Annotated in this window: 19 protein-coding genes and 1 pseudogene; 9 read left to right on the forward strand and 11 right to left on the reverse strand. The window is 62.8% G+C overall.

Going from position 1 to position 26,003, the window contains the following annotated elements; translation table 11 throughout:
* Window positions 1-198 precede the first annotated feature (198 nt).
* Window positions 199-456 carry a hypothetical protein gene (locus L0963_RS06615; protein ID WP_234178923.1) on the forward strand — a complete coding sequence of 86 codons (258 nt, stop codon included), beginning with the start codon at window positions 199-201 and terminating at the stop codon, window positions 454-456.
* A 469-nt stretch (window positions 457-925) separates the two neighbouring features.
* The gene (locus tag L0963_RS06620; protein WP_234178925.1) at window positions 926-2,176 is read left to right on the forward strand and encodes a cation:proton antiporter; all 1,251 of its coding nucleotides are present in this window, start codon (window positions 926-928) and stop codon (window positions 2,174-2,176) included.
* 143 nt (window positions 2,177-2,319) lie between these two features.
* Here the strand turns inward: L0963_RS06620 and L0963_RS06625 are convergent, their stop codons facing one another.
* Window positions 2,320-2,697 (reverse strand): DUF202 domain-containing protein, encoded by a 378-nt coding sequence (locus tag L0963_RS06625; protein ID WP_186401949.1) that lies wholly within the window; start codon window positions 2,695-2,697, stop codon window positions 2,320-2,322.
* Window positions 2,694-3,209 carry a DUF421 domain-containing protein gene (locus L0963_RS06630; protein ID WP_186401948.1) on the reverse strand — a complete coding sequence of 172 codons (516 nt, stop codon included), beginning with the start codon at window positions 3,207-3,209 and terminating at the stop codon, window positions 2,694-2,696. Before L0963_RS06630 ends, L0963_RS06625 begins: the two co-directional genes overlap by 4 nt.
* 199 nt (window positions 3,210-3,408) lie before the next feature.
* Between L0963_RS06630 and L0963_RS06635 the strand changes: the two genes are divergently transcribed.
* The 3 genes from L0963_RS06635 to L0963_RS06640 are packed head-to-tail and all read left to right on the forward strand — an operon-like array spanning window position 3,409 to window position 4,831.
* Complete coding sequence (locus L0963_RS06635; RefSeq protein ID WP_234178927.1) at window positions 3,409-3,555, forward strand: hypothetical protein; 147 nt, start codon at window positions 3,409-3,411, stop codon at window positions 3,553-3,555.
* A gap of 18 nt (window positions 3,556-3,573) precedes the next feature.
* The gene (locus L0963_RS19875; protein ID WP_442800552.1) at window positions 3,574-4,086 is read left to right on the forward strand and encodes a CinA family protein; all 513 of its coding nucleotides are present in this window, start codon (window positions 3,574-3,576) and stop codon (window positions 4,084-4,086) included.
* On the forward strand, window positions 3,971-4,831 hold the full coding sequence (locus L0963_RS06640) for an ROK family protein (protein WP_442800553.1): 861 nt from the start codon (window positions 3,971-3,973) through the stop codon (window positions 4,829-4,831). Before L0963_RS19875 ends, L0963_RS06640 begins: the two co-directional genes overlap by 116 nt.
* Window positions 4,832-4,864: 33 nt before the next feature.
* Here the strand turns inward: L0963_RS06640 and L0963_RS06645 are convergent, their stop codons facing one another.
* Window positions 4,865-5,659, reverse strand: coding sequence for a class I mannose-6-phosphate isomerase (locus L0963_RS06645; RefSeq protein WP_234178928.1), 795 nt, complete (start codon window positions 5,657-5,659; stop codon window positions 4,865-4,867).
* A 133-nt stretch (window positions 5,660-5,792) separates the two neighbouring features.
* Here L0963_RS06645 and L0963_RS06650 point away from each other — a divergent pair, with 133 nt between their 5' ends.
* Window positions 5,793-6,344, forward strand: a complete 552-nt coding sequence (locus L0963_RS06650; RefSeq protein ID WP_234178930.1) for a GFA family protein — start codon at window positions 5,793-5,795, stop codon at window positions 6,342-6,344.
* Between the two features lie 107 nt (window positions 6,345-6,451).
* Here L0963_RS06650 and L0963_RS06655 read toward each other — a convergent pair whose 3' ends face one another.
* The 3 genes from L0963_RS06655 to L0963_RS06665 form a co-directional block, all read right to left on the reverse strand.
* Window positions 6,452-7,063, reverse strand: a complete 612-nt coding sequence (locus tag L0963_RS06655) for a flavodoxin family protein (protein ID WP_062902513.1) — start codon at window positions 7,061-7,063, stop codon at window positions 6,452-6,454.
* 195 nt (window positions 7,064-7,258) lie between these two features.
* Window positions 7,259-8,122, reverse strand: a complete 864-nt coding sequence (asd, locus tag L0963_RS06660; protein ID WP_234178932.1) for an archaetidylserine decarboxylase — start codon at window positions 8,120-8,122, stop codon at window positions 7,259-7,261.
* Window positions 8,123-8,288: 166 nt separating this feature from the next.
* Entirely contained in the window at window positions 8,289-8,528 is a 240-nt protein-coding gene (locus tag L0963_RS06665) for a GNAT family N-acetyltransferase (RefSeq protein ID WP_267960524.1), read from the reverse strand.
* Window positions 8,529-8,557: 29 nt separating this feature from the next.
* Between L0963_RS06665 and L0963_RS06670 the strand changes: the two are divergent.
* The 3 genes and pseudogenes from L0963_RS06670 to L0963_RS06680 all read left to right on the forward strand — a co-directional run.
* Window positions 8,558-8,797 (forward strand): annotated as a pseudogene (locus L0963_RS06670) (SDR family oxidoreductase); the annotation flags it as partial.
* A 247-nt stretch (window positions 8,798-9,044) separates the two neighbouring features.
* Window positions 9,045-10,148 (forward strand): transglutaminase-like cysteine peptidase, encoded by a 1,104-nt coding sequence (locus L0963_RS06675; protein WP_234178936.1) that lies wholly within the window; start codon window positions 9,045-9,047, stop codon window positions 10,146-10,148.
* A 520-nt stretch (window positions 10,149-10,668) separates the two neighbouring features.
* The gene (locus tag L0963_RS06680; protein WP_234178938.1) at window positions 10,669-11,409 is read left to right on the forward strand and encodes a response regulator transcription factor; all 741 of its coding nucleotides are present in this window, start codon (window positions 10,669-10,671) and stop codon (window positions 11,407-11,409) included.
* A 102-nt stretch (window positions 11,410-11,511) separates the two neighbouring features.
* On the opposite strand, the gene L0963_RS06685 is transcribed toward L0963_RS06680, so the two are convergent.
* From L0963_RS06685 to L0963_RS06705, 5 genes are all read right to left on the reverse strand, one after another.
* Window positions 11,512-12,789: an HlyD family type I secretion periplasmic adaptor subunit gene (locus tag L0963_RS06685; protein WP_062902508.1), complete on the reverse strand. Its 1,278-nt coding sequence runs from the start codon at window positions 12,787-12,789 to the stop codon at window positions 11,512-11,514.
* Entirely contained in the window at window positions 12,786-13,847 is a 1,062-nt protein-coding gene (locus L0963_RS06690) for a cell wall hydrolase (RefSeq protein WP_234178939.1), read from the reverse strand. Before L0963_RS06690 ends, L0963_RS06685 begins: the two co-directional genes overlap by 4 nt.
* Entirely contained in the window at window positions 13,844-16,030 is a 2,187-nt protein-coding gene (locus L0963_RS06695; protein WP_234178940.1) for a type I secretion system permease/ATPase, read from the reverse strand. Before L0963_RS06695 ends, L0963_RS06690 begins: the two co-directional genes overlap by 4 nt.
* Complete coding sequence (locus L0963_RS06700; RefSeq protein ID WP_234178942.1) at window positions 16,027-17,424, reverse strand: TolC family outer membrane protein; 1,398 nt, start codon at window positions 17,422-17,424, stop codon at window positions 16,027-16,029. The genes L0963_RS06695 and L0963_RS06700 overlap by 4 nt, the downstream gene beginning before the upstream one ends.
* A 99-nt stretch (window positions 17,425-17,523) precedes the next feature.
* Entirely contained in the window at window positions 17,524-25,737 is an 8,214-nt protein-coding gene (locus L0963_RS06705; RefSeq protein WP_234178944.1) for a DUF5801 repeats-in-toxin domain-containing protein, read from the reverse strand.
* Window positions 25,738-26,003 lie beyond the last annotated feature (266 nt).

Genomic DNA, 26,003 nt, shown 5'->3' on the forward strand with positions numbered 1-26,003 from the left:
GCTGCGCCGGTTGATCTCGATCAACACGAATTTCTCGTTAGCACCGCCCAAATCTGCTAGTGAGGCTCGACGTCGGAGCCATTATGGTCCGCATCCCTTGATTTCGGCAGATTGCCGCGCTCCATATTTTCGCGTTCCTTTGCCGGTGCGTTGTGCCGGGAGCAGGGTCGCGCTCGCTCACGGCGGGAAGGAACTGATATGCGCCACTACCAACTCGTACTGCTCGAAGGCGGCGAAGCGGACCCGCGCCGCATCGAATTGCGGGCCGACGATCCCTATCAGGCGTTTCAGGCTGCGCTCAACGAACGTGGGAGCAGCGAAGTCGAACTGTGGGATGGCGAGAAGCTCCTGGTCCGGATGAGCAAGACCGAAGCCAATCTCTGGAAGCTCCACGGCGCCGCGCCAGATAGTGCGAACGCGCCGCCATCATTTCATCCGCCGACGGCAGCAGGCTGAAAGCACGCTTTATCTGGCGCCGCCAAGGTGGTGAGGGCGAAGGAGCGTCGCGCCGCGCGCTCGCACGGGCAACGAGCGATAGGGACGCGGACAGCCAAGGGTGTTGAGAGAGGGGCGCCAAGAGAGGCACTTCCCGCGGGCGGGGCTGAGCCAGCCTAGCTCCCGCGCGCAGTAGATGCGAGGCTTATCGGAAAAGCCTCGGCGTCAAGATCGACACGCGCGCCGCGTCGTGCCTTGCTCCGCTGGTCGCATCCAAGCCGATGAACTGCGCTGCCATCCTGTCCTGTCGACCGGCGTGTCGCCGGCCCTTGCCCCGATCGACATCATTCTTTCCCTCGCATGCACGGCCCCCTGGACGCTTTCGACGGTTGGCCGAACCGGTCGCAAGGACCAAAAATTGCCCCATCTTGGGGAACAGTCTTGGTCGGCACATCGTTTCCAGTTCTCTTTCAATGCCAGCGCGGGATAAATGAACGAGCAACCTTTTTTTGGTGCTAACGGCTATCATCTCGCGATGGCGCTTGTCGGGGCGGGTATTATCGCCGCATTCTGGCTTCCCCGCTTCTTCTCCGGGCGCGAGCCGGCGGCGTCGGCGCTGATGATTCTGTTCGGCATCGCGATCCACTGGATACTCCCCGATTTATCGCGGACCCTCGATCCGCGCGAAGCGCCGCTGTTTTGGGAGTTGGTCAGCGAGATGGCGGTCGTCGTTGCCCTGTTCGGTACCGGCATCCGAATCGACAATGTGACCGACTATCGGCGGTGGCTGCCGACGATCTGGCTTCTGGTGATCGCGATGCCGCTAACAATTGGCGCGGTGACCGTTATGGGATTCGCCTTTGCCGGAATGACCCTCGCGGGAGCGCTTGTCCTAGGCGCGGTGCTCGCGCCGACCGACCCTGTGCTCGCGGGCGAGGTTCAGGTCGGGCCGCCGACCGAGGGCGGAGAGCATCCGGTGCGCTTTGCTCTCACGACTGAAGCGGGCCTGAACGACGGGCTTGCCTTCCCGTTCGTCTATCTTGCGTTGCTCGCCGGCACGTCGGGCCTCTCGGCCGCCATGCTCGGCGAATGGCTCCTGCTCGACGTTGTGTATCGGATCGGCGTCGGCGTTGCGGGCGGTGCCTTGGTCGGGTGGGGTCTGGCGCGCGTGCTGTTCGTTATCCCGCGCGACAATGTTCTCGCCGACACAGCGTCCGGCGTTTTGGCCATCGCTGCAGTGCTCCTCTGCTACGGCGCTACCGAGCTTGCTGAAGGCTATGGCTTCATCGCCTGTTTCGTCGCGGGCGTCGTTCTTCGCCGGGTCGAAGTGGAACACGCATTCCACGCCGAGCTTCACGGCTTCAACGAAGCCATCGAACTTGCGCTGACCGCGATGCTCCTCATTCTCATCGGCGCTACCTTTCCGCGCTTGTTCGGCGAACTCGACTGGGCGCATGCGGCCATTGCGGTTGCGCTGCTGTTCATCGTGCGCCCCGGGGCCGGCTGGATTAGCCTGCTGCGAACCGGACTCCCATGGTCAGATCGGCTCGTGATCGCTTTCTATGGAGTGCGGGGCATCGGCTCGATCTACTATCTTGCCTTTGCGGCCAGCCACTTGGAGCTGGTGAACGAGGGGCAAATCTGGGCGACAATCGCGCTCACGATCCTGCTATCGACCGTCGTCCACGGCTTCACCGCGGGTCCCGTCGTCGACTATATCGTGCGCCGCCGACAAGCTTGATCGACGATCTTCGTAGAAGAAAGCGCGACGTCGCAATACGCCGGTCTGCGCGAGAGTGGTTGCGACCGGTGGCCAAACCGCGAAGTGTATAGATGTGGCCTGGCGAGCGGGCATTTCGAGCATCCGCTAAGGGACGACGAGCTTTATTTTAGAGCGGCAAGCCAGAGCGCAGCGACGAGAGCTGCGCTGGCCGCTGCCAAGGCCCAAGCGAGTAGCCGGATGCGCATGGGCCTCAAGACAGTCACATTATGCGGCTCCAGCTTGGCAATGATCGTGCGCGCGCGCCGCTCGGCCGAAACGAAAACATAAATGGCTGTCAGTAGAAAGCTCGTGGCGATCGCCTTCGGCATCCAGCTGGGCTCCATCGTCCTGAAGAGCGCGTTGAAGCCGAGTCCAAGTCCCACCGCTGCCATCCCGGTGCGTACCCATCCCGCGAAGCTTCGCTCATGCGCCAACACCGTGCGGTCTTCCGCCAGCTCGGTGCGATTTTGGGCAAGGTCGGTTCGCTCTTGCGCGCTCATGTCGAACGGCTTCCGGCCGTTGGTAGCGCGGATCGCGTGCCAGCGCGCACGCGGGACACGACGCTGAAGCTACCATCCGTCTCGAGTACCACGGACGCAATGTCCGCGATGTCACCAAAACCTTGGCTTCGTATAGCGCAAAGGACTTCATCCCGGGTGACCCGTTCGCGCTTTAAGGCTTCGGTGTCGATCACGCCGTCCTTGAGCAGCGTCCGAGGATCCGATTTTGCCAATCGCTCGGCAAAGCGCCAGCGGACCGCAAGAGCCGCTATCGCATATTGCAGTACGACCAGCGTCATCAAGGCGGTTACGCCTTCCACCAGAGCAACGTCGCGGCTTAGCAATATGGTGGCGAGGGTCGAACCGAGCGCAACGGTCACCACAAGATCGAACGCGCTCATCTTCGCCAAGGTGCGCTTGCCGCTGAACCGCAATATCGCAATCAGCGCGATATAAGCCGAGGCGCCCAGGAATAAGACGCGCAACACCTCGTCCCATGTGTCAAAGATCATGATAAACCTCTCAATTCCCCCTTTATCCCAATGCCCCGGGGCAGGCAGAGTTTCGCGTCGGCCACAAAACCGGGATGCGCCCCGAGGTGTTGGCAGTGTTTCACATTTTTGCGCGCCGACGCCTTGGACTTGGCTCCGTGGTGCAGGGGGCGACCACGCCACTCATATCCTCGCAGCAGATCATCTCGCGGTCGAAGCGTTGTTCGAGGAATTCGAGAAGGCGCAAGGGACCGACCGCAAGGCAAAAATCGCCGACACAATCTGCACCGAGCTCATGATCCACGCCCAGATCGAGGAGGAGGTCTTTTATCGGCGCTCAAGGGCAAGATCGACGACGATCTCTTGAAGGAGGCCTATGTCGAGCATGACGGCGCGAAACAGCTCATCAACGATATCCTTGCCTCCGGGCCCGACGACGCGTTTTCCGAAGCCCAGGTCACGGTGCTGTCGGAACAGATGTCGCTCGCAACGCTCCGTCAGGGCCGAACGCTGCACCGTCGGACAGCTGGCGGCGCTTGGCGCCGCGGAGGTCGCGCCGAGTCCGCGCTTCGAACGCTGCTTTACGCCTTATCCGATCGACGCAAAATGCGATATGCTGGACGTGCTGCGCGCCGGCGACGTGCGCTACTGCGTAGTTTACCCCGAAGGGGCCACCGCGATAGCGGCCGGGGCGCTGGCGAGGGGCGGGGCCGATGTCGCGGTTTCGGTCACGAGAGAATGGGACAGGGATTACCGAGGTCATGGACGGCAAATTCGCACTCATCGAGGCGGGAGGTACCAAATTTGTCGTCGGGGTCGCGGATGGCTCACGTCGGATCTTGGCGCGGACGCGCATCGAAACCACCTGTCCGCAGGAAGTGATCCCGGCGGCGATTGAGTGGCTTCGGCAGCAGAGCGGCAATTATCGCGCGGCGGGGATTGCGAGCTTCGGCCCGCTTGATCTCGATCCCGCATCGCCGAAATGGGGACATATCACCGGGACCACCAAGTCCGGCTGGAGCAATACCGATATGGCAGGACCGTTCGGCCGCGCGCTTGGCTGTCCCGTCGCGATCGATACGGACGTCAACGGCGCCGCGCTCAGCGAATGGATGTGGGGCGCCGGCGCAGGGACACAATCCTCGCTCTACCTTACGGTCGGAACCGGTATCGGCGGCGGAGCGATAGTCGGCGGGCAATTAATCCGCGGCGTCAGCCACCCCGAAATGGGGCACATTCGCATGCCGCGCCACCCGGCCGACAGGGATTTTACCGGACACTGCCCATTTCACGGCGACTGTCTTGAGGGACTGGCTGCGGGTCCATCGATCAAGGCGCGTTGGGGGAGCTCTCTGTCCCACTTGCCGTCCGATCATGTCGGTCACGAGATGATCGCCTGGTACCTCGCGCAAGCGGTGACAACTTTTCAAGCGATCCTTGAGCCTGCACGCATCATATTTGGGGGAGGCGTGATGGAGACCCCAGGATTGATCGAGCGTATTCGCGACGAGGCGTCCGCCGGATCAAACGGCTATTTCGCTGGCGATGCGCAAAAGGTCATTGTTCCCCCCATGCTCGGAAACGACTCTGGCCTGCTTGGCGCACTGGCAATTAGCAGGACTGCTTCCTGGGCTGAAAGTTGACCGGCGGAAGCGAACGACCACCGGCTTTGGGTGTCATGACCACGCTACGAGTGCGCGCGCGCAATCGCGCAAGTCAATTTCTGCGTTTGAAGCAGCCAGCGCGCATTCGCCCGCACTGATTGCCTTTCCGCCAATGCGAATGCGACCCTCGATCGGAGCGATGTATAGACAAGCATCACGCGGTATGAAGGACATGTCGTCACCGGTAATGTGGGCGAGCGTGAAGTGCTCGGCGTGGAGCAGGATAGCGCTGCGCGACGGATCTACAGAGGTTTGACGCGACGGCGGGTAGGGTGAAGGGTCGGCGACATCGACGCCTTCGGCGAGATGGAGCTCGCGCGGGCGGCCGTAGTCGTAGAGGCGATAGGTAACGTCGATGTTCTGCTGGATCTCGATGAGTGAGATATCCGCCCCGATGGCATGGATAGTACCCGGCGGAATATGGAACAACATCCCGGGCTCCGCGAGGTGCCATTGCATCAGCGTCTCGATCTCACCCGAAAGCGCGGCCTCGCGCAAGCGCGCCTTCGATAGCCGCGTCCGAACGCCGATGCCGAGCCGCGCCCCGGGTTTCGCGTCGAGGATGTACCAACATTCCTCCTTGCCGGCAGGGAGGCCGAGGGCGATGGCCTGTGCATCCGAGGGATGCACCTGAACCGAGAGCTTCTCCGACGTGAACAGATATTTGATTAGCAGCGGCAGCCGCTGCCCCTCGGGACCCGGAAACCATATCTCCCCGATGCGGCGGCCTCGCATCCTGTCGAATGGTGCCGGCAGGCTTGTTCGGCCCCAAGGCTTCTCGACTGCAATTGGCGTCAGTCTGGTCATTCGATGTAAACGAACGGAACGAGGCCCAGTTGCGCCGCCCATGGTAATTTGCCTGAGGGCAACGACATTGGGCCGCTACTTCCCTCGCGCGCGACCCGGACCGCGATAGACTTGAACCCGCCGGTCGCTGGTGTTGGCGCGAATCGAACGCAACCCCGTCCCGTTTCGCAAGTTCTCGACGCGAGAGGATATCGATATGCCCCTGAGGATCGAAGGCTCGTGCCGCTGTGGAGCGGTTCGTTTTTCCACCGACAGTCATGCGCCGGTCCCGTTCATGCTCTGCTATTGCTCGATCTGCAGGAAAACCGCCGGCGGCGGGGGATATGCGATCAATCTCCACGCCGACAGGAATACGCTGACCGTCGATGGCGAGACGGCGGTTTTTCATGCCGGTCTCGGCGACGGGCGCGGCGGCTGCGAGCTGAGTTCGGCCGAACGCCATTTCTGCGCCCTCTGCGCCAGCGCGCTATGGGTGTTCAGCCCCGAGTACCCGGACCTTTTTCATCCCTTCGCCTCGGCGATCGACAGCGACCTCCCTAAGGCTCCGTCGAGCGTGCACATGATGCTGGGGTCGAAAGCCCCGTGGGTCGAGCCCCTGATCCGCCCGCAAGACCAGTGCTTCGAAGACTATCCGGACGAGGCACTGGAGGAATGGCACCGGGCGCGAGGCCTTTGGGTCGACTAACGCGGGATTGGAGCTGTTGCGGGTCCGGGCGGCCGAGCTGGCCGTGCGATCGGTCGATTGCATCAGGCGCGGCGCACGCGTCGGCCCATAGGTGTTTTCCTGATCGTTCAGCCGGGATAGGGCGAGCGCCTCAGCAGCCGGGCGAGATGGGCGGCGTTGCTCGCGACCATGCTCGCTGTCTTGGTGATCATCCGTGGGCGATGTTCGAGGTCCTTGAAGTCGGTGGAACCCATCGCCTCACCGACCCAATAGCAGCCGGCTATCGCGGGGATTGTCCAGCCGGTGTCGTTGAGCGACTGGAAAAGCTCTGCGCACACATGGTGCGCGCCGTCTTCATTTCCGACGACCGCGGCAACCGCTACCTTGGAATAGCTTGGCATGCGGCCCGCCTCGTCCGTCTCGTCGAAGAACGCGTCCATACGTTCGAGGACGAGCTTCGCAACACTGGAAGGCTGGCCCATCCAGATCGGCGTCCCGAAGATGAGAATATCGGCCGAGAGGATCTGCTCACGAATTTGCGGCCACGCATCGCCGTCCCCTTCGTCGGAGGAGACACCCCATTTGACGTCATGCGCCGCGATACGGATCGGCTTTCCCACGACGACATCCTGCTTCGCGAAATGCTCGGCGAGCACCGCGATCATGGCGTCGGTCGAGCTTTTGCGGCCTTTCGCCGACAAGGTGCAATTGATGGCGGTGGCAGTGAGCGGATCGGGCATGACATCTCCTCGGGCCCCCGAGGCGAAATGATCGGGACGGCGGCGAGGTTCCGACCTGTCGTGTCGGCGGGTTCGAAACGCTTCGGTGCCGGGAACGGATCGTCGGCGATCTTCGGGTCTCGTCCGGTCTCGTCCGGCATCGAAGAGGCACGCCGCCGTTTGCTCACATGCAGGCCGTTTGCGACAAAGAGCCGGCTATAGGCTACGGTTGCCCGGAGAAGCGCTGCCCATGGGTTCGCCGAGCCGCACCGGTCGCTCGGGATACCACTCGGGGTTAAAAGCGATGGCGTCCTTCTCGAACAGCATCACGATCGTGGAGCCGAGGAGGAAGCGTCCCATCTCTTCGCCTCTGCGCAGGACGACTTCAGAGCTGGCGTAGGACCACTCGGATATCTCGCCGGATCGCTTCGCATTTACCGCGCCGTGCCAAACCGTCGCGATGCTGCCGACGATGGTCGCTCCCACGAGGATCATCGCGAAGCGCCCGTGGGAGGGGGACTTGAACAGGCATATGACGCGCTCGTTGCGCGCGTAGAGACCGGGCACCCCGCGCGCCGTGGTCGGGTTGACCGAGAATAACGCCCCGGGGACGTAGACCATGCGTGTAAGCTCGCCATCGCAGGGCATGTGCAGTCGGTGATAATCCTTCGGCGAGAGATAGAGGTTTGCGAAACTGCCGTCGCGAAAGGTCGCGGCGAGCGCGCTGTCGCCGCCCAACAGGTCAGCGGTAGTGAAGCGGTGGCCCTTGGCCTGGACGATGTGATGATCGTCGATCGACCCGAACTGGCTGATGGCGCCATCGACCGGGCAGATGAAATCGGCGTCGGCGAGCGGCCGGGCGCCGGCCTTCAGCGGGCGCGTGAAGAAGTCGTTGAAGCTTGCATAGCTGCGAAGATCCGGATTTTCGGCCTCGCTCATGTCGACGCCATATCTCGCAACGAACCACCGGATAAGCCTGGGAGTGTGGCGGCCGGACGAGGCGGCGACGCGGCCGGCCAATTCGGTAAGGCGCCGCTTCGGTATCGCGTGCTGGGTAAGGATTCTCAGGCGCTCGAACATATCTCATCCATTGGTCGATCATGCGAAGACCCGGTAGGCCGCATGGAAAAAGGACGTGGCGCTCGGCGCTTCGTTCCCGCGATGATGCCGTGTCGTGATGTCGTAAGGCAAGAATTGAGCGATTGAAGGTCCCAGAAAGCCTTGAGACTTGGCGGCTGGCGCGCGCTCAGCCGCGCCGGGGCTTTTGCGGCGATCCTGCCGCGCGCACGAGCCGGAAACTCTTCTGCTCGAACTTCAACGCGCGAAAGAAATTGGTGGCGTTGTCGATCATTATGTCTCTCATGACCTCGATCAGGGCGCATCCGGCCTTGGCGAGCGCCGTCTCGGCCGCGGCAAGAAGCGCCGTTCCAATCCACCGGCGGCGATAGTCGCCGTCGACCACCAGCAGGGTCACTCGGCCGACCAAGCCGTGCTGCAGCGTCGGAACGAAAATCTGTCCGAAACGGCATTAGGATAAATGCGATCGCCCCCGTCCAGATCTGGACTCCGCTCAACCCGCGCGGCGGTCCGCCAGCCGACAAGATGGCGAGCTTTGGCGAGTCCACACCGATGAAGCGGCCCGGCGAGCCGAATGCAGTGGCGCCAAGCTTCCTCTTTCTCGCCTGCGATGACAGCAGCTGCATGCCAGGCCAGGTTCTCCATCCGCACGGCCGCACGGTGGTACAAGACCCATAGGTTGATGGCGGCTTAAATTTTTCTCATCTTTTGAGGTGGAGGGGATGACGGCAATGACGGGGCCCCTTGGTCCCTCGACAAACATTTTGCGGATTTCCATTTGGGGGACGGGAATGCGTTGAGGAGTGCGCCAAGTTAATTCCGGCGGTTTCCCAGCCGTGCATCGCTGGAACCGGTTGGGAAAGAAGTGCCACGTTAACCATGATGATGAAGCGAATTCTCACGGTGTTGCGGCATTGCTGTCGGCATGTTCGGATGGTCTCGCTCTTCCACCATCGCCAGCGTAACCGCACTGGCGTTGACCGCAGGTGCGGCGATGGCGCCGGACACGGCGCATGCCGCAATTGAATCGTCCGCGACAAAGATTGGCAATGCCAAAGCTTTTGCGATCGCCGACACTTGCCGCAGGAGCGCCCTGCTGGCACCGGCGGGTCCGGATTTCGGTGGCGAGCGTGCGTCGGAGGCCGGCGCTCCCAGCGCGCTCAGCCGCGTTCGGATGAGTCAGGAGCGACCCGCGGCGACGCTCGGCGCTGTTCCTGCCCCCGGCAATTCGATCGCCGATCGCGCGCTCACGCGGGGCGCCGACCCTGTGTTCGGGGCGGATCGAGCGGTTGCTGTATCTATTCGCGTCGAGTGCACAACGCCGCTAGCAGCGATGGAAAGGGGGCTGGCGGACGACAGCAGCGAGCTTGGGACCATCGCAATCCCTGTTGAAACAACGCGTTTTGACGATCGCTGGTTGCGTGTTCGCCGGGCGCCTTCCGTGCGCGTGATGCGGGCGCAACTCGATCGCGCTGCGGTAACACAAGAATTGAGCGAGGAGGCGACGCTCGAGCGTGTCAATCAATGGGTGAATCGCCAGATCGCCTATGCCGACGACGAGAGCAACTATCGGCAACGAGACTTTTGGGCGACCGCTGAAGAGACGGTGGCGCGGGGCAGAGGCGATTGCGAAGATTTCGCGATCTTGAAAATGCAGATGTTACGGGCAGCCGGTATCGACGATGACCGGATGAAGCTTGTCCTGCTGCGCGACATGGCGGTCAGCTCCGACCATGCATTATTACTCGTGCGATCGGCGGCGGGCTGGGTGGTGCTCGATAACATGACTGACCGCATCTTGGATGGGCGACAGGCCATCGCTATGCGCCCCATGATGTCGTTCAGCGGCGATCGGCGCTGGGTTCACGGCTACCGGGACACGGGGGCGGGCGTAGTGAGGACCGCCGCAGCGGCGCCAAAGGCGTCGGCGAAGGCCTTCTCCCTCGCGGCCTTGCGGGTTGCGATGCAACCCGCGCCACCTTCCCAACCCCGATATCTTCGCAATTTCGACGCTTCGATCGGGAATTAATGGTCTTGACCCAAGAATGTTCGCGCCTTGATCGCCGGGTGCCAGAAGATAAACGCCCCAATCAGTCCGCAACAAAGCCGATTCGCGCCTATGATGGGTTAGAATCCAAACATTGATCGTCCGAGGGCTTTGCATTAACCAGAATCGTTAGGGTTTGTAGTCGCGACCCGGCCGTGTGATGCCATCCCGATCACTCGAAAGGCTAGTGACATGGCCGCATTGCGAGTGAACCCTAAACCTTTGTGTTTCCTGCACTTACTGTCGCTTCGGGCCATCTGGTTCAGTCGCGAGCAACCTTGCCGCGAAATCAACCATCACTCTTTGTGGGTAGTTGTCAAAATTGTCGTAGATTCTGTCATTTAGTTGTATAACCTTTCGGTTAATCTTTGGGCAACAGAATGGAAAAGTTAACTTTTTAACGCGGGGAATCCACCGCGACGAATATCGAAGCGGATCTGGAGTTTAGACCGAGGCCCAGACCGGTGGGGTCGCCTTGACTGGTAATTCAGCGGAGGCGGAAATGTCGCAGTTGATCAAGATTTCTTTATTGGCGAGATATGAGATCGCGAGGGAGGGGTTACGCAACATCCTTTCCGGCGAAAGCTTTCAGATCCAGGCATCGGTGTCCGATGCTTCGGCGCTGTTCGACCCGTTGGGGCGAGTAGCGGATGATGTCGATATTCACGTGATCGTCGTCGATGGCGGCGATACCGGCTTTGGCCTCGACGCCTGTCGGCGGCTGGCCACGAAAAAAGACCATGCGCGCCTGGCGTTACTGTTCGACCATTATGTCTTTGAGGACGTAGTCGAGGCGTTTCAGATTGGTGTCGATGCCGTCATCATCAAGGAAATCCTGTGCGCGCCGCTGGTCGAATCGATCAAGCTGGCGGCGCTGGGCGAGAAGGTTTTCCCATCACAGCTGGTCAACAATTTGACCAGCTGGGTTCCGGCAGCGCTCGGCGGAGACTGGAAAAGCAGCGCTGCCTCGGTGGGGCTGTCCGGCCGCGAGATCGAGATCCTCGAAAGCATCATGGCCGGGATGGCGAACAAGGTCATCGCTCGGCAGCTCGGCATTTGCGAGGCCACGGTCAAGGTTCATGTCAAGGCGATCCTGCGCAAGCTGGGGGTGGAGAATCGTACTCAAGCGGCAACCTGGGGGGTCAAGAATGGCCTGGGGGAGCCGGTTCAGTTAAACCTCCGCGAGGTAAGACCCGTTCGCGCGCCGTTTAGGCCACCGCCGCTGCCCGGACGCGCCGCCTGAGGCGATCGAGCTCGGCGGCGATATCAAAAAGGGGATTGCGCCAGCTATCGCAGCTCCCTTGCCGCAACTGTCTCCGCCATTCGCAATTGTCTCGGGCATTCGTCAGCGTTCGGTAAACGCCTCCGAGCGCGCACGCAGGAACGGCTTGAACAAATAGCTGAGCACACTCTTCTTGCCCGTCAGCACCTCGACATCGCAAACCATCCCTGGCGTGATCGGTAACTTGCGACGGCCACTCTTCAGATAGGCAACGTCGGTTTCGACGACGACTGTGAAATAGGCTTCCTTCATTGTCTCGTCATACAAGCTGTCGGGCGAAATCTGGACGACGCGTCCCGACAGACCACCATAGATCGCAAAATCATAGGCGGTGACCTTGACGTTGGCGCGGTCGTTGACCTTGATGAAGGCGATGTCGCGCGGCGCGACGCGTGCCTCGACGAGAAGTTTATCGCCGACCGGCACGACCTGCATGATTTTTTGCCCGGCTTGCACGAACCCGCCTACCGTTGTTACCTGGACGTCGTTGACGATGCCATTGGCGGGTGAGCGGATTTCGCTGCGTTGCTGGCGTCCCGCGGCGCCGCGAAGCGACTCCGAATTGACTGCCAACTTGGCGACGATCTGGCTGCGTTCGTCGAGCGCCTCCTGACGAAACTCCAGCCCAGCCGCGGCAACCTGTGCCTGTGCCTCACTGATCGCGGCGGCGGCGCGCGAAGCCGCTTGCTCTGCGGCAGCAAGCTTGCCGCGTACCTCGGTCACCTCGCGCTGGGCGTTGAGCAATTCGGTTTGCGGCACGATCGATTTGGCTGCGAGGGGCGCGAGCAGATCGACCTGGTCTTGTGCCAGCGACAGGCTCGACCGCAGCGAGGCAATCGTCGCCTGCGCCTCGCCATAGTCCCGGCGACGCTGCTCGACCGCTGCGGACAATGCCATCCGGCGGCTACGCTGGGTCGCGGCGCGCACCGATTGCAGATCGGCTTCCTGACTGCACTCGGCAGGGCGGATGCCGCGGCGGTCCGGGGCGCAATCGGCTGCCGCGCCACCATTGCCCTCCCGGTCCAGCCGTGCAGCGCGCGCGGCGAGCGAGCGATTTTCAGCCTCGATCTGGCCCCGCTGTGATGAAGATTCAGTATCGTCGAGCCGCACCAGCAACTGGCCTTTGCGAACCGGCTGCCCCGACCGCACCACGATGTCCAATATCGTCGCCGGCTCGGCTGACTGGACGATCTGCGCCTTGCTCGACGGTATGACACGGCCTTGGCCGCGAGTGACTTCATCGACCTGCGCAAAGCTGGCCCAGCTGACGAAGACGAACATGCCGACGCCTGACGCCAGAATGACCCGGCGCGTGCCCACATAGGGCCGTGATCTGATCATGGTCCGCTCTCCTTAATGGCGACATCGAATTCGCCGGCCTGTTGCCGCGCCATCATCCGCGAAGCGCGGCTGGTCTGCTCGGCTTCGGGAATCGCTAGTTGCCAGCCCAGCGCGGGGTCGAGCCGGCCGCCGGCGTCGTTGTCTGCGCGGCGGTCCTGCATGGCTTCGCGCGCGCTGGCCGTTGATCCCTCGATCTTCCCGCCGCCTTCGCCGGCTTCGGGCGGTCGTTTGACCGCGCTGCGCGCCAATATCGTCGGGATGGCTTCGACGCCGCTGTAGCGGCCCGAAAACGCCCCAGGGGCACCCCATTTTCCGGGCCATCGATAAAAGATATGCGCGCCCAGCTGCGCGATCTTGACCAGCTTCGGTGCCCAATAGGGCGACACGTAATTGGCATGATAATGGGTCGCATGACCGACCGAACGCTCGACATAGCCCGCCAGCGCGGCGCGTGCCACATCTTCAGCCTCTCGCCACTTGGCTGGATCGGGCCGCCGGCTCAGCGAGCCGTCGCAGGTGAAGCTGAACTGGCACACGGGGCGGTTGACCCCCTGATAGACCACACCGCAGATCGATTTGGGGAAAGCGGGGTGCCGAGCACGATTGATCACGACCTGCGCGACCGCGCGTCGTCCCGCGATAGGCTCATACGCCGCCTCGAAATAGACGGCCTGGGTCAGACAGCGCAGCGCGGTCAACGCCGCCTGTCGATCGACTGTTATCGGATGAAAGGGTCGCGCCGATGCAACCGGCCCGGTGTAAAAGGGGATTGCCTGATTGCGCGTCATCGCCGTATCGGGTGCCAGAATCGGTGTCGTCGCGGGTTCTTCGGTCAGCTTGATGAGCCGCGCTATTTCCCGGTCGGTGATCACGGGGGTGTCGGCGCTGTCGTACTCGGCCTCGGGCGTATCGCTGCCTGCGAAGTCGAAAAGCTGGTTCCACATCGTCCGCGAGGTCAGCAGGGTCACCACCACCGCCATGACCACGAGCCACAATATGGTGCGCCGGCTGTCGTCGCGGGCAACGGTCCCATATCGCCGGGCAGTTGCAGCTGTCATGATACCGCTCGCTGCGCCAGGATTACGTCGCGCGGTCCATCCGCGACGATGCGGCCGTGATCCATGACGATGAGACGGTCGACCAGACCCAGCACGGTCATCCGGTGGGTCGCGATGATCATCGTCTGGTCGGCAGGTATAGCCGCCTTCAGCCGGTCGACGAAATGCTTTTCGGTCTGGCTGTCCATCGCGCCGGTCGGCTCGTCGAGGAACATCAAATTTGCCGGGCCCATCAGCGCGCGCGCAAGGACGAGAAAGCTGCGTTGACCGCCTGACAGGCGCGCTCCGCGTTCGCCGATATGAAAATCAAAACCCGCCGTGTCTCGGCCTAGAAATTCATCGGCGCCCGACCGGCGAACGGCATCGATGATGCTGGCGTCGTCGGCCTCGCTGGCGCCGACCAAGAGGTTTTCGCGCACAGTGCCGCTGAACAGCTCGGCATCCTGGCCGACGAAGCGCAAAGTCGAACGCAGGTCGTGCGGATCATATTGGCGGCTTTCCAGCCCGTCGATGCGGTAACTACCGCTGGTGGGATCATAGAGGCCGCACAGCACGCGCCCGAGCGTGGATTTACCCGAGGCGACGCGGCCGATCAGCCCGACGCGTTCGCCGGGCTCGATGACCAGGTTGATGTCGGCCAGCGATTCCCGTTCGGTGTCGGGATAGCGAAAGCTGACATGGTCGAGCTGCAACCGTCCCTCGCGTACTTCGGGGGTGATCGATCGGCTGCCCTTGTCCCGCTCGTCCTCTTGATCCATCAACTGTTGCAGGCTTTTCAGCGTAACAAACGCCTGCCGTCCGCGGGTCATAAGGAAGGCGAGCTGGCCGACCGGGGCGAGCGAGCGGCTGGCTAGCATTACGATCGCGATGATCGCGCCCATCGAAATGATTCCCGCGTTGAATAGATAGAAACCGCCAATGATCAGGGCGACGCTAGTCGCCTGCTGGCACAGTGTCGCCAAGTTGACCGCGGTTGCAGTCAGCTTGCGCATTTCCTCCTGCGTATAGGCGTTCGATGCCGACAAGCGCCGCCATTTGCCGAGCATCCGGCCCTCGGCGCGGCAGGCTTTGACGGTTTCCAGGCTTCCAATCGTTTCGACCAGCGTTGTCTGCAGCATGCTGGAATCGACCTGTGCGTCCGCAACGGCGGCGCTCATCCGACGCTGCAACACCCAGCCCATCGCGAGCATGACGACCATCGCCACCATCGGAATGACTGCCAGCCAGCCGCCGAGCACCGCGATGAGCGCAACGAACACGACCAGGAACAGGATGTCGGTCACCAGCACAATGGTCGTCGAGGCAAAGAAATCGCGGACCTGTTCGTAATCGGTCACCCGCCGCGCGAGCGCGCCGGTGCTGCCGCGCTGGGTCGCCATCGGCAGGTTGAGAACTTTGTCGAGCAGGCGCTGCGACAGCCGCGCATCGATCCCGCGCCCGACCTCGTCGATCAGTCCGGTGCGCGCCAGCCGCAGCCCATATTCGACCGCGATGGCAAACAACGCGCCGAGTGCCAGCGTCCACAGGCTGGCCGCCGCCTTGTTGGGAATAATGCGATCGTACACGTTCATTGTGAACAATGGCATCGCGAAAGCGAGCAGATTGATCAGCAGCGACGCGAACATCACATAGCCAAATTGGCTCCGCTCTTTCCACACCTCGCTCCAGAACCAGTGCTGTCTCGTAACCTCGTCCCACGGGCGTTCGCGCACGGCTTCGCTGGCGGGATTGTGGCGCACAATGACCCCTCGTCCCGAATAGTCGGCCTTAAGCAGCCTGCATTCGATCTGAAGGTCGCTTGGGTCGCCTGGCAGGCGGATCCAACAGTCATTGCCCTCCATCGCGGTCAGGACCACCGGGCGGTCGTCGGCTAGCAACAGAATGGCCGGGACGTCGTGCGAATTCCATGCAGACAGCGGTCGCCGTACCAAGTGGCAGCGGAGGCCGACGGCGTCGAGCGCATGATCGATCTGATCGAGCGGAAGCAGACCGTCGTCGTCGAGCGCCAGTCCTTTCTTTGCCCTCAGGTCAGAAAAAGGGCGCTCGAACAGCGCGGCAATCGCCGCCACCGACGCAAGCATTTCGTCGCCTTGCGCCGGGGTACTGCGCCACGCTTCGAAACCCGTTGCGGGGGACGTTCGGCGCGACTGTCGCGCCCCACGGGCGTCGGCCGGATAGTTCATGTGGGATCCCGCATCGCTTCGGGGTTCATTTCCGGGGTTGGCTGAACCTTGAAGCGCTCGCGTGCGGTCGCGGCGGCCGCCGCGGGCGGCTGGACATCCATCGCCGCAAGCAGGTCGTTGAGCGCCGCAAGCAGTTTGAACTCCGAATAGAATTGCGCGAACTTCGCGGTCTCGGCACGAACCTGGACGTTGTAGCGCGTATTCTGCGCGTCGAGAACATCGAGCAACGAGCGGCGACCGACATTGAACTGTGCGCGGTACGAGCGCAGCAATTCGTCCGAAACCCGGCTCTGCTCTTCCAGCTCTTTAACCAGCTTGCCTTGTGCATCCCAGGTGTTCCACGCGACGCGCACATCCTCTTCGGCTTCGCGGATCATCTGATCCACCCGATAGCGCGCTTCCTTTTCGCGCCGATGCATTTCCTGCACCTTCGATCGCTTGAGGCCGCCGTTGAAGATATCCCAACGCACCACCACCCCGGCGCGCAGGTCGTTGGTTTCGCCGCGGAAACCGTCGATGTCGTCGCCGATCCGCGCATTGCCTTCAAGCGCCAGTGTCGGCGATAATTCGGCCTTTGCCTTGCGCAGCAGCAAATGCGCGGCATCAAGGTCCGCCTGCGCTTCAAGCACGCGCGGGTTGCGTTCGCGGGCACGGGCAAGCGCGTCTTCGAGCGTGGCTGGAATGCTGTCTGCCAGAGACGGCGGCAAGGCCGCACCGTCAACAAGGTCGAGGCCGGTCAGGGTGCGGAATGAGGCCGAGGTATTGACAAGGTCAAGATTTGCTTCGGTCACCCGCGCGCGGGCGGCCTGCTGGCGTTCCTCGGCCTGTTGCTGGTCGGCGATGCTGAGCGAGCCTTTCGCGACGCCTTCGCGCAGGTCGGTCACCAGCTTGCTGTGGAAATCAATATTGTCTTCGGATGCCGCGACAATCCGTTGCTGCAACAGATAGTCGAGATACTGGCGCGTAACTTGGAGCGCAATGAACTGCGAGCGTTCCTCGACACGGAACGCGGCGCCGTCGGTACGCGCGGCTTGGCGCCGCACCTCGTTGCGGCGCACGCCGCCGTCGAACAAGGTTTGTTCGACGTTGAGGCTGCCTTCCATCGGATAAAGCACGTCATCGGCGATGCCGAGCGCGCGGCGCGTGCCATTTTCAAGGCGGCGGATGCCGACCGATCCCTCGACCGAGATGCGCGGGGCAAACAGGCGCTGCGCCTGCTCGCGTTCAAATTCAATCGCGGTCTTGTTCTCGATCGCCTGGTTGATTTCGGGATTGGTCTGGACCGCAGTCTCGACTGCAGTCTTCAGCTCGATCCGCTGGGCCCAGCCCACGTCGTGCGTCGTGGCAAGCGCCACGGCGGTGAGCGACAAGGCTGCGGTGCGAAATTTCGACATCATCATTCCCCTGCATTGTCCGGTCGAAGTCGAATATCCTTCTGCGTGATCTCTGGTCTGCGCCCGTGTTTCGTCCTGACCGACATCGCCGCCTGTGGTTCAGGCGTGCCCGGCCGACGCTATCTGCTCGAGCTGAACCACGACATGTTGCTGTGTGAGATCGGCGATGAACGAGTGGCCCGATGCGCCGCCGCCGATCCCGTCGCCGATCCCGCCGACGCCCAGCATGATGCGGGCGAGTACTGGTTCGGCAGGCTCCACGGGTCCCAGCAAGGCGTCGAGTTCGACCGCCGGCCCCTCCAGGGCAGCGGCGACGATTGTGCCGATCTGCGCCGCATCGGGAGCGGTCACTGGTTGCGGCGTCGTCGTCAACTGTATCTGATCGCCCGATGCGGAAGAACTCGCCGGTTCGGGTGGAAGGTCGATTTCGGTTGCCGCTAGCAACCCGACGTAGTCCGGATCGGGCGGCGCCGTATCGGCTGTGTCGTCATGCACCGCATCGCGGTCGTCGTCGCTCATCCGACACGAGGTATCCTCGCGCTCGATCCGGGCGATCTCGGGGCCAGAATAGAATTCGTGGACCAAGCCGTCGGCTTTTGCTTCGGGCAGGGTCAGTGATTGTTCCGCCGCTTCGCTCGGCACCTGGACCTGCGGGCCGGAAACCGAGATTTCGCCGTCGGGTGCTCCCGGTGGGTAAGCGGCCAGCGGGGCCGTTGCGGCAAGCCCTGCGACCAGCATTGCAGTCGAAACCCCCGCCGTACCATTGATTGCGGCAATCCGCTGCTGATCGGCGAAGTTGGTCGCGAAAGCTGCATCCGCCAGCTTGCCGGTGCTGCCGTCGGCGCGCGTATAAAGCGCTTCGCCCCGGACCTCGACCTGTCCGTTAGCGGCGACATAGGCGCGTCCATCTGGCGTCAGCGATATAGCGATGATGCCTTCGCTGACCAACGAGCGGAATTCGCCCGCGTCGGTCATGCCGTTGCCGTTGGCATCCTGCCAGATCCCGAATTTCGAAAACTCGGCATCGGCGGCGTCCAGCTTGCCGTCTCCGTTGCTGTCATAGGCGGCGGCTAGCCCCTGCAAGTCGGACAGCACGCCGCTGCCGAAGACCAGCTCGGATCCGTTGTTGACTTTGCCGTCGCCATTTTTGTCAATCGCCAACAGCCCGTCATCGGCGCCGACCCATGCAGTGGTTTCGGCGATGCCGTCGCCATCATAGTCAAAGCTGGCCCCGGTCGCGTTCGAAACAAATTCCACCCCGTCACCGTCGAGGTCGACGGCGATCGGCGGCGCGAGTGCGGTGATGGTGACCGACAGGTTAGCGGTTGCGGTGTCGCCGTCGCGGTCGGTGAGCACATAGGTGAACACTTCGGTCGCGGTCACCGTGATCGGGCTGGGCGGCTGGTAGTTATACTGGCCCGTCGCGAAGTTCAGGGTGAGTGTGCCGCCCATCGGGGTCGCTATCGCGTTCAGGGTCGTCCCAGCAATGCTGCCGCCGCTCGATACGGCGATGCTCGAAGCGCCGTCCCAGTTATAGGTGGTCGAGCCGACGGTGATCGAAAGCAGGCGGCCGCCGTCGGCACCCAAGAAATCGTTCGCGTCGAGATCGCCCGACACCGCCGACGGGACGATGACCGACAGCAAGGTCGGGACCAGATCTTCGAAATCGTCGACCAGGATAGGGGCATTGCCCGGTGCCGCGTTCAGGTCGATGTCTTGCAACCGCTGTATGTTGAGCGGTTGCAATGGATTGTTGTCGATACCGATCGCGGTAACATTAACGCCATTGCCGTCGACAAAGTCGTTCCAGGCTGTCGCCGTGGCTGCCGTCAGCGAATTGATAACCGATGGCGGAATGCCGCCGAACTGGATCTGCTGGTTCGGGTTGCCGTCGCTAAGGAAAAAGACCTGGTTACTGGCGCCGGGGATCGCGGCGAAATTGGCCAGCGCCGTCTGGATGGCGCCAGAGTAATTGGTATTGAGCCCGATATCGTCCTCCGACGGCCGCTCGCCGCCCGCTGCCGGATTGAGCGAGTCGAGATACGCATTCGCGTCGGCCGCGGTCGAAAAGGATTCCGATGCGAACGAGCCCGAGGAGAAGATCACGAATTTGATCGCTAATGCGCCCGACGCGGCGCTATCAAGCTGCGTCAGCGCGCCCTGAACGGCATCGAGCATCGTGTTGAGTTCGCCATCGTCGATGCTGGCGCTGAAATCGAGGATGAAGAGCGTGTTCACATCCTGCATCGGCTGCGACGACGATCCGGTTTCGCCGGTGGCGGTCGGGGCGTCATCCTCGATCACAATCTGGATTGCCGATGCGCTGGTCGTCGTCGTCGTGCCGTCGAACACCGACACGGGCACGGAGAAACCCTTAAGGTCCTCGAGCGTGACATTGGGATGGTCGACGGCGCGCAACAGGGTGACCGTATAGGCGCCGTTCGATGCCAGCGTGACGCGAATAACCTCCGATCCGCCGACCGAACCGATCAAGGTTCCGGTGCCGACGCCGGTCCAGGCGACCGCGCTGCCACCCGCAGTCAGGACCGCACCGGGATCGCCGAGGGTTGCGGTCAGTGTTTCACCGGCGTCGGCGTCGGCTATGGCGAGCGTACCGCTGATTACGGCGCTGTTGGTGGTGTCGAGCGTCGCATTCGGTGCCGTGTCTGGCAGCCCGCTCGGCAGGCCTTCTTCCGACACCCGCGCGATCGCGGTGCCGATCGTTGGTACATCGTTGTTTCCGAACACCGTGATGGTCAGGGTGGAGCCGACCGACAGCGATCCGTCGCTGATCGTATAGGCGAAGCTTTCGGTCAGTGTCTGTCCGCTGTCGAGCGCGTTGACGACGGGCTTGTCCTCGTCGAGCGTGTATGTGTAGCTGCCGCCAGCATCGATCACGAGCGTGCCGTAGAGGCCCACATATGTTCCTGCCGACGTGACGGTGATCACCTCCAGGTCGGGATCATTATCCGCGACATCGGCAAAGCTGCCAAAGGGCGCACCGGAATGCGCGATGTCCTGCAACACATTACCGGCAGCGATTGGGTCCGAACCGCTGACGCCGTCAAGCACCCAGTTGGTATCGCCGCGCGCAACAGGGAAATCATTGATCCCAGTGATAGAGATGGTGAGCGTCGCGACCGACGTGTCGCCGTCGGCGTCGCGCACCGTATATTCAAAGCTTTCGGTCAGCGTCGTGTCGGGATTGAGCGCGACAACCGCTGGATCGCTGGGATCGAGGTCGTAGCGGTAGCTGCCGTCCGCGGCGATGACGATCGAGCCATAGTTGCCCGAAAGGACGGCCCCCGGCGTTCCCGTGGATGCTCCGAATGCCACGCCGACAACCATCAGCCCGCCATCAGCGCCTGCATTGTCGGACGATCCGTCCATGCCATTGGCGTCGGTCCCGCCAAGTCCGGTCAGCACATTGCCGTCGGCAAAAACCTCTCCGTCGCGCGATACATTGTCCTGGTCATCCACCGCATTCGGAGCATCGTCGCGGATCGCAAATTGCCCGGTGATGTCGGTCGTCGTTCGCGCGGTGTCGCCATCGCCGTCCGTTGCGATCGCGGTCAGCGTGATCAGATTGCTACCCGCCAGGAAAAGCGCCTGGTCGGGGCCGCTGTCGGGCGTGTGGAGGATCGCGCGCAACTGGTCGAAAGTGACGAGGCCGCCGGGCACCACTGAAATGCGGAAGACTTCGTGCGTCGAGGTGCGCCCGAAAACGACGCCGCCCTCGATCGACAGGATCACCGCTTCGCCCGTCAGCGAATCGATGAGGCCGCTGGCCCCGGCGGCAACGCCAAGTTCATAGGTCACAGCGCCCGGGCCATCGGCGCCGGAGTCGGTCGTTCCGGCAAAAAGGCCCGACAGATCGACGGTCGCATCGGCGGCAAAATTGCTTTCATCGACCGTCAAGGGCGACGCGGTCCCGCCGGCGGCGATCGACGGGCCATCGTCGGCAAAGCGGATATTGCCGCCCAGATCCACCGCCACCGTATCCGAAATGCTGTCGCCGTCTCGATCGACGATCGCCGCGGTGCCGCGCAGTTCGACCAGATTGGCCGCCAGTTCGACGAGCTGCGCGGCATAATCGCCGGGCGAACCCGGTAACGGATGGTCGATCTCGGCAAATTGGGTCAGCGTGACGACGCCGGTCGCTGCGTTCACGGCGATGGAAAAAATGGGCGTACCGGCCGCGCTGCCGACGATCTCGCCGGAGATAATGGCCAGCGTGACCGGCACGCCGTGGCTGGTCAGGGCGGAGGTCGCGGCCGCCGAGCCCAGCGCGAGGGAATAGGTCCAGGTCACCGTGCCCGCATCCGCGGAGCCATCGGCGCCAAAATTAACCAGAGACGTCGAAAAGGCCGCCGAAAAATTGGCGGTCGCCACGTCGAACGCGTCGCCGCGTGTGTTGGCGTCCTGCGTGGTGAGCGTGATCGCATTCGTGTCGACGTTGGTGGCGTCGATCGACGGCCCATCGTCCTTGAACACCAGCGCGTTGCCGATCGCGACCAGCGCCGATGCATGGTCGCCGTCGGCGTCGGTGACCGTCGCGGTCAGCCGGATGATCGTCGGCGAGAGCGTGATCGCATCGTCCGGATTCATATCATCGGGATGCCGGACGGCGCGGATCTGGTTGAGCGTCGCCTGCCCATCGGAGGCTACGGTCAAGCGGAACGCGACGGTCGTTGGCGAATCCTGCAATCGTCCCTCGACGACATTGCCGAACGCCTGCAGAATGATCTTCGACCCCGTCGCGACATCGACCAGCCCGCTCGCGGTGGTCACTTCGAAACTATAGCCGACAGTGCCTTCGTCCGCGCCCATCACGATTTTGAAAAGCTTGGTGAAATCGGCGGTTGCATCGAAGCCAAGGTCGGTTTCGTCAACCGTGAGCAAACCCGTCGTGGGCGACAGGGCAGTGATCGACGGAACGTCGTCGGAAACTGAGATACTGACCGTTCCTGCGACTATATCGCCATCGGCGTCGATCGCGACAACCTCGATCGACCCCAGATCGACCAGATCGTCGATCGTCGTATCGGGGTGCAGCGCGTAGTTATATTGCAGGGTGGCGGTCACCGTCGCCACATTGCCCGAAACGCTGAGGTCGATCACGACGACGGGGTTTTCGTCGGCGTCCCAGCCGATGATCTGGTTATCCGATCCCAGAGTCCAGCTGAGCCCGCCGTCCAGCGCCGAAATGTCGCCAAAGCCGATCGACGCGATCGCATCGGAACCGGGTGTGAAAAGGATGTTGCCGCTGGCCGAGACGGGTTGCGCTGGCGACGGCCTCGATCCGGTTTCGAGATGCTGGTCATCGATGGTCAGCTGGATCGGACCGCTTGCGGTCGGCAGGCTTCCGTCGGCGAGACGGATTTGCTGTACTGCCGATGACTGGTCGCCGTCACCGTCGGTGATCGTGTAAGTGAAGTCGGCGTGGATCGGGAACACGCTGACCTGCGGCGCCGGATCAAAGCTCCAAGCGCCGTTTGCCTGAAATGTGTAAGTGCCGTTGGCGGTGTTGTAACTGGTGATGCCGGTTGCGGCGACCGCTACGATCGCGCTGCCGATCGTGACCGAAGTGACCATGGCCCCGTCCGTGCCCAGCGTATCGTTCGCCAGCAAATCGCCCGAAATTGCAGCGGCGTCTTCAGCGACGGTGATCGACGGTGCCGGCCGTGCGACCGGCACATCGTCCAGCACGTCGATGACGATTTCGCTCTGCGTCACATTCCCGAACGCGTCGGTTATAGTGTAGGTGAAGCTTTCGACCGTGGGCACAAGGTTGGTGCCATCGTCATCCTTCGGCCCGTCGATCGCGCCGGTCAGCGTGTAGGAATAGCTTCCATCGGAATTGAGCGTGAATACACCATGGGTGCCTACGCCGTTGCCGACCAAGCCAAATTCGAATGGCCCCGTGCCGCCGACGACATTGTCATTGAGGTCGCCCGACGCTGTTTCCGCGTCACTCTCGGGATCGCTGCCGGCGGCGAGTGCTGCCTCGTCGACCTGCAACTGAACGACGTCCGCATACAATCCCGAGTCGCTCAGACGGATCGTCAGGGTGGTTGTCGACTGATCGCCGTCTCCATCGACAAGCGTATAGACGAAAACATCTTCGGCGGTGCCGGGTGGGACAATATTCGGATTGGCGACATAGATATAGCTCCCGTCGGCGGCGACTGTCAGCTCACCGTACAGGCCGAAGATGACCGCGCCGACGCCGCCTGTTGCCGCCGCCGACGGGTCTGCGCCAGCGGCGCGCACGCCCAGGATTTTGGTGCCGTCCGCGCCCAGGTCATCGTTGGCGAGCAACCCGCCCGCGGCATCGACCTCGAGCGTCTGGCCTTCGCCGACCTCTCCTTCGTCGGCCACGGCGTCTGGCCTGTCGTCGGCGATCGCGATGTTGAGGGTGGCCGTGGCGACGGAGCCGTCGCTGTCGGTCAGCGTATAGGTGAAGGTTTCGGACACGCCGCCCGGCGTGTCGGGATTTCGGACATAGCTGTAGCTGCCATTGCTGTTCAGCGTCAGCACGCCATACAGGCCGGCAACCGGGTCACCCGCCGCCACGGCGGCGCCGCCGCCCGACACCGACGAGACGCTGGCGCCATCGGCCCCGGGGATGTCCCGCCCGCCGTCATTCTCGGCATCGGTGATTACGTTGCCGGTGGCCGGGGCAAAACTGCCCGCAGCGACGCTGTCGTAATCGGCGACCGCTTCGGGCGCGTCGTCGAGGATATCGATGTCGAAGCTGGCGGAGATGGTGTCGCCGTCCAGGTCGGTGATGCCGACGGTGATCGGCTGCGACGTCGCGGCGCCGAGCGTGTTGTCGGTAAGCGCAAATAAATATTCGATCGAATCGGGGTTGATCGAGACGATATAGAAAGTCCCGGTGGTGAGCGCGATTTCCTGGCCCTCTTCGGTGATCGCGACCCCGTTGATCGTCAGCGCGGCGGGACCGTCGCCGGCAGAAAATTGGATCGTTCCGGACGTGAAGTTGGAATCGTCGCCCGAACGCGAACCGGGGCTTTCGCCATCGCGTTCAGGCAGGCCGGCTTCGTCGACGAGGGTGCCGTCGTCGCCCGCTGCGGGCAGGATCAGCGCGGGCGCGCTGTCGCCGATGCGGATTGTCAGTGTCGCCGTCGATACATCGCCGTCGCCGTCGGTGAGCTGGTAGGTAAAGACATCACTGACTCCGCCGGGCGTACCGGCGGACCGGACATAGGCGTAGGTGCCGTCGGCCGCGATTGCCAGACGGCCATATTGGCCCTGCACCGGCGTTCCTGTCGGGCCGAACTCGGTCGCCGATCCTCCCCGGACACCCGTGACGATTGCCCCGTCGGCGCCGGGCGTATCGGCGCCGTCCGCACCGCTTGCGGTTCCCGCGCCGGTGATGACATTGCCCGACTCGGGCAGGCGGCTTCCGGCTTCGGTATCGTCGATGTCAGCGCGAGCGATGGGAGCATCGTCCTCGAGCGTCAGGGTCAGCGTCGCGCTCCCGACGTCGCCGTCGTTGTCAGTAACGGTGATCGTTACGGTATCGGTCGCGGCGGGGTCGGTGCTGTTGTCGGTCAACGTGTAGGTGTACCCGATCAGCCCCGGGGCGATGCTGGTGATGGTCAACTGACCCAGCGGGGTCGGGATAAGCTGGCCGACCGCGGTGACGGCCGTGCCATTGACCGTGACGACGACCGGCTGGTCAAGTGCGGCTATCTGGATTGTCCCGCTGGTCGTTTCGCCCGGCGAGTCTGGATTGCTGCCGGCCGGTTCGGCGTCGCGCGCGGGCAGCGCCGCTTCAGAAACCACGGCGGTCGCGGCGGTGACCCCGACCGTCTGGTCCGGGGTCGTGATAACAACCCGGGGTTTGTCGTCGAGCGCGTCGGGAATGACTTCGAGAGCAGGAATTTTCGGAAAGCCGAACTCGGTCGGCGGCAGCAGGTTGCCGAGCGCGAACGGATCGCCAATGTCGCCTGGGGTTTGAGCGAAATTGCCGCCCGAGCTTTGCGGCCGCCCGGCGGCGGGTTCGGGCTCCTGATCTGCGATCAGGGCGGCAACGGTGGGCGCCGGGATGTTGATCGGGCCGACCTTGATGTGCGGGATACGCAGCGCGCCGTCGACGATGACCAGGACTTGCCCGTCGGGCAGCGTGACGACGAGGTCGTTTCCCGAAAGCTTGATTGCATCGAGGCGTGTTTCGGGTGGAAGCTGGATCACGCCATCGACAGGCAGGATCGAGGCCGCGCCGGGCGGGGTGACGCGCGCGGGGGTGGCGATTTCGCCGGCCTGTTCGTTCCGCTTCAACCCCATCGCCTAAAGCCCCCTGCACCTTTGTTCGCCGGTCACGGGTCAGCAGCCAGTACGGGGCCGCTGCGCACACCGGCGAACTGCACCGCATTTCCGCGCCGGATATAGGGCGGAGCCACAATGCAAGCTCTTGTGATCGTGCTGGGTTCTCTTTGGCGACCTGTGCCCACGTCTTGTCACTCACCGGGAAATACAAACCCCGGGGGGCGATTCTGCAATGGCAATTTCCGGTATGGGCACATATACTTTTGTATTAAAACAATATCTTA

Origin of the sequence: Sphingopyxis sp. NFH-91 (assembly GCF_021401285.1) — a bacterium.
GTDB classification, from domain to species: domain Bacteria; phylum Pseudomonadota; class Alphaproteobacteria; order Sphingomonadales; family Sphingomonadaceae; genus Sphingopyxis; species Sphingopyxis terrae_A.

Excerpts from the sequence above, each read along its gene's own strand:
- L0963_RS06615 (WP_234178923.1), top strand. The coding sequence starts at position 199 with ATGCGCCACTACCAACTCGTACTGCTCGAAGGCGGCGAAGCGGACCCG.
- L0963_RS06620 (WP_234178925.1), top strand. The coding sequence starts at position 926 with ATGAACGAGCAACCTTTTTTTGGTGCTAACGGCTATCATCTCGCGATG.
- L0963_RS06625 (WP_186401949.1), bottom strand. The coding sequence starts at position 2,697 with ATGAGCGCGCAAGAGCGAACCGACCTTGCCCAAAATCGCACCGAGCTG.
- L0963_RS06630 (WP_186401948.1), bottom strand. The coding sequence starts at position 3,209 with ATGATCTTTGACACATGGGACGAGGTGTTGCGCGTCTTATTCCTGGGC.
- L0963_RS19875 (WP_442800552.1), top strand. The coding sequence starts at position 3,574 with ATGACGGCGCGAAACAGCTCATCAACGATATCCTTGCCTCCGGGCCCG.
- L0963_RS06645 (WP_234178928.1), bottom strand. The coding sequence starts at position 5,659 with ATGACCAGACTGACGCCAATTGCAGTCGAGAAGCCTTGGGGCCGAACA.
- L0963_RS06655 (WP_062902513.1), bottom strand. The coding sequence starts at position 7,063 with ATGCCCGATCCGCTCACTGCCACCGCCATCAATTGCACCTTGTCGGCG.
- asd (WP_234178932.1), bottom strand. The coding sequence starts at position 8,122 with ATGTTCGAGCGCCTGAGAATCCTTACCCAGCACGCGATACCGAAGCGG.
- L0963_RS06675 (WP_234178936.1), top strand. The coding sequence starts at position 9,045 with ATGTTCGGATGGTCTCGCTCTTCCACCATCGCCAGCGTAACCGCACTG.
- L0963_RS06680 (WP_234178938.1), top strand. The coding sequence starts at position 10,669 with ATGTCGCAGTTGATCAAGATTTCTTTATTGGCGAGATATGAGATCGCG.
- L0963_RS06685 (WP_062902508.1), bottom strand. The coding sequence starts at position 12,789 with ATGATCAGATCACGGCCCTATGTGGGCACGCGCCGGGTCATTCTGGCG.
- L0963_RS06690 (WP_234178939.1), bottom strand. The coding sequence starts at position 13,847 with ATGACAGCTGCAACTGCCCGGCGATATGGGACCGTTGCCCGCGACGAC.
- L0963_RS06695 (WP_234178940.1), bottom strand. The coding sequence starts at position 16,030 with ATGAACTATCCGGCCGACGCCCGTGGGGCGCGACAGTCGCGCCGAACG.
- L0963_RS06700 (WP_234178942.1), bottom strand. The coding sequence starts at position 17,424 with ATGTCGAAATTTCGCACCGCAGCCTTGTCGCTCACCGCCGTGGCGCTT.
- L0963_RS06705 (WP_234178944.1), bottom strand. The coding sequence starts at position 25,737 with ATGGGGTTGAAGCGGAACGAACAGGCCGGCGAAATCGCCACCCCCGCG.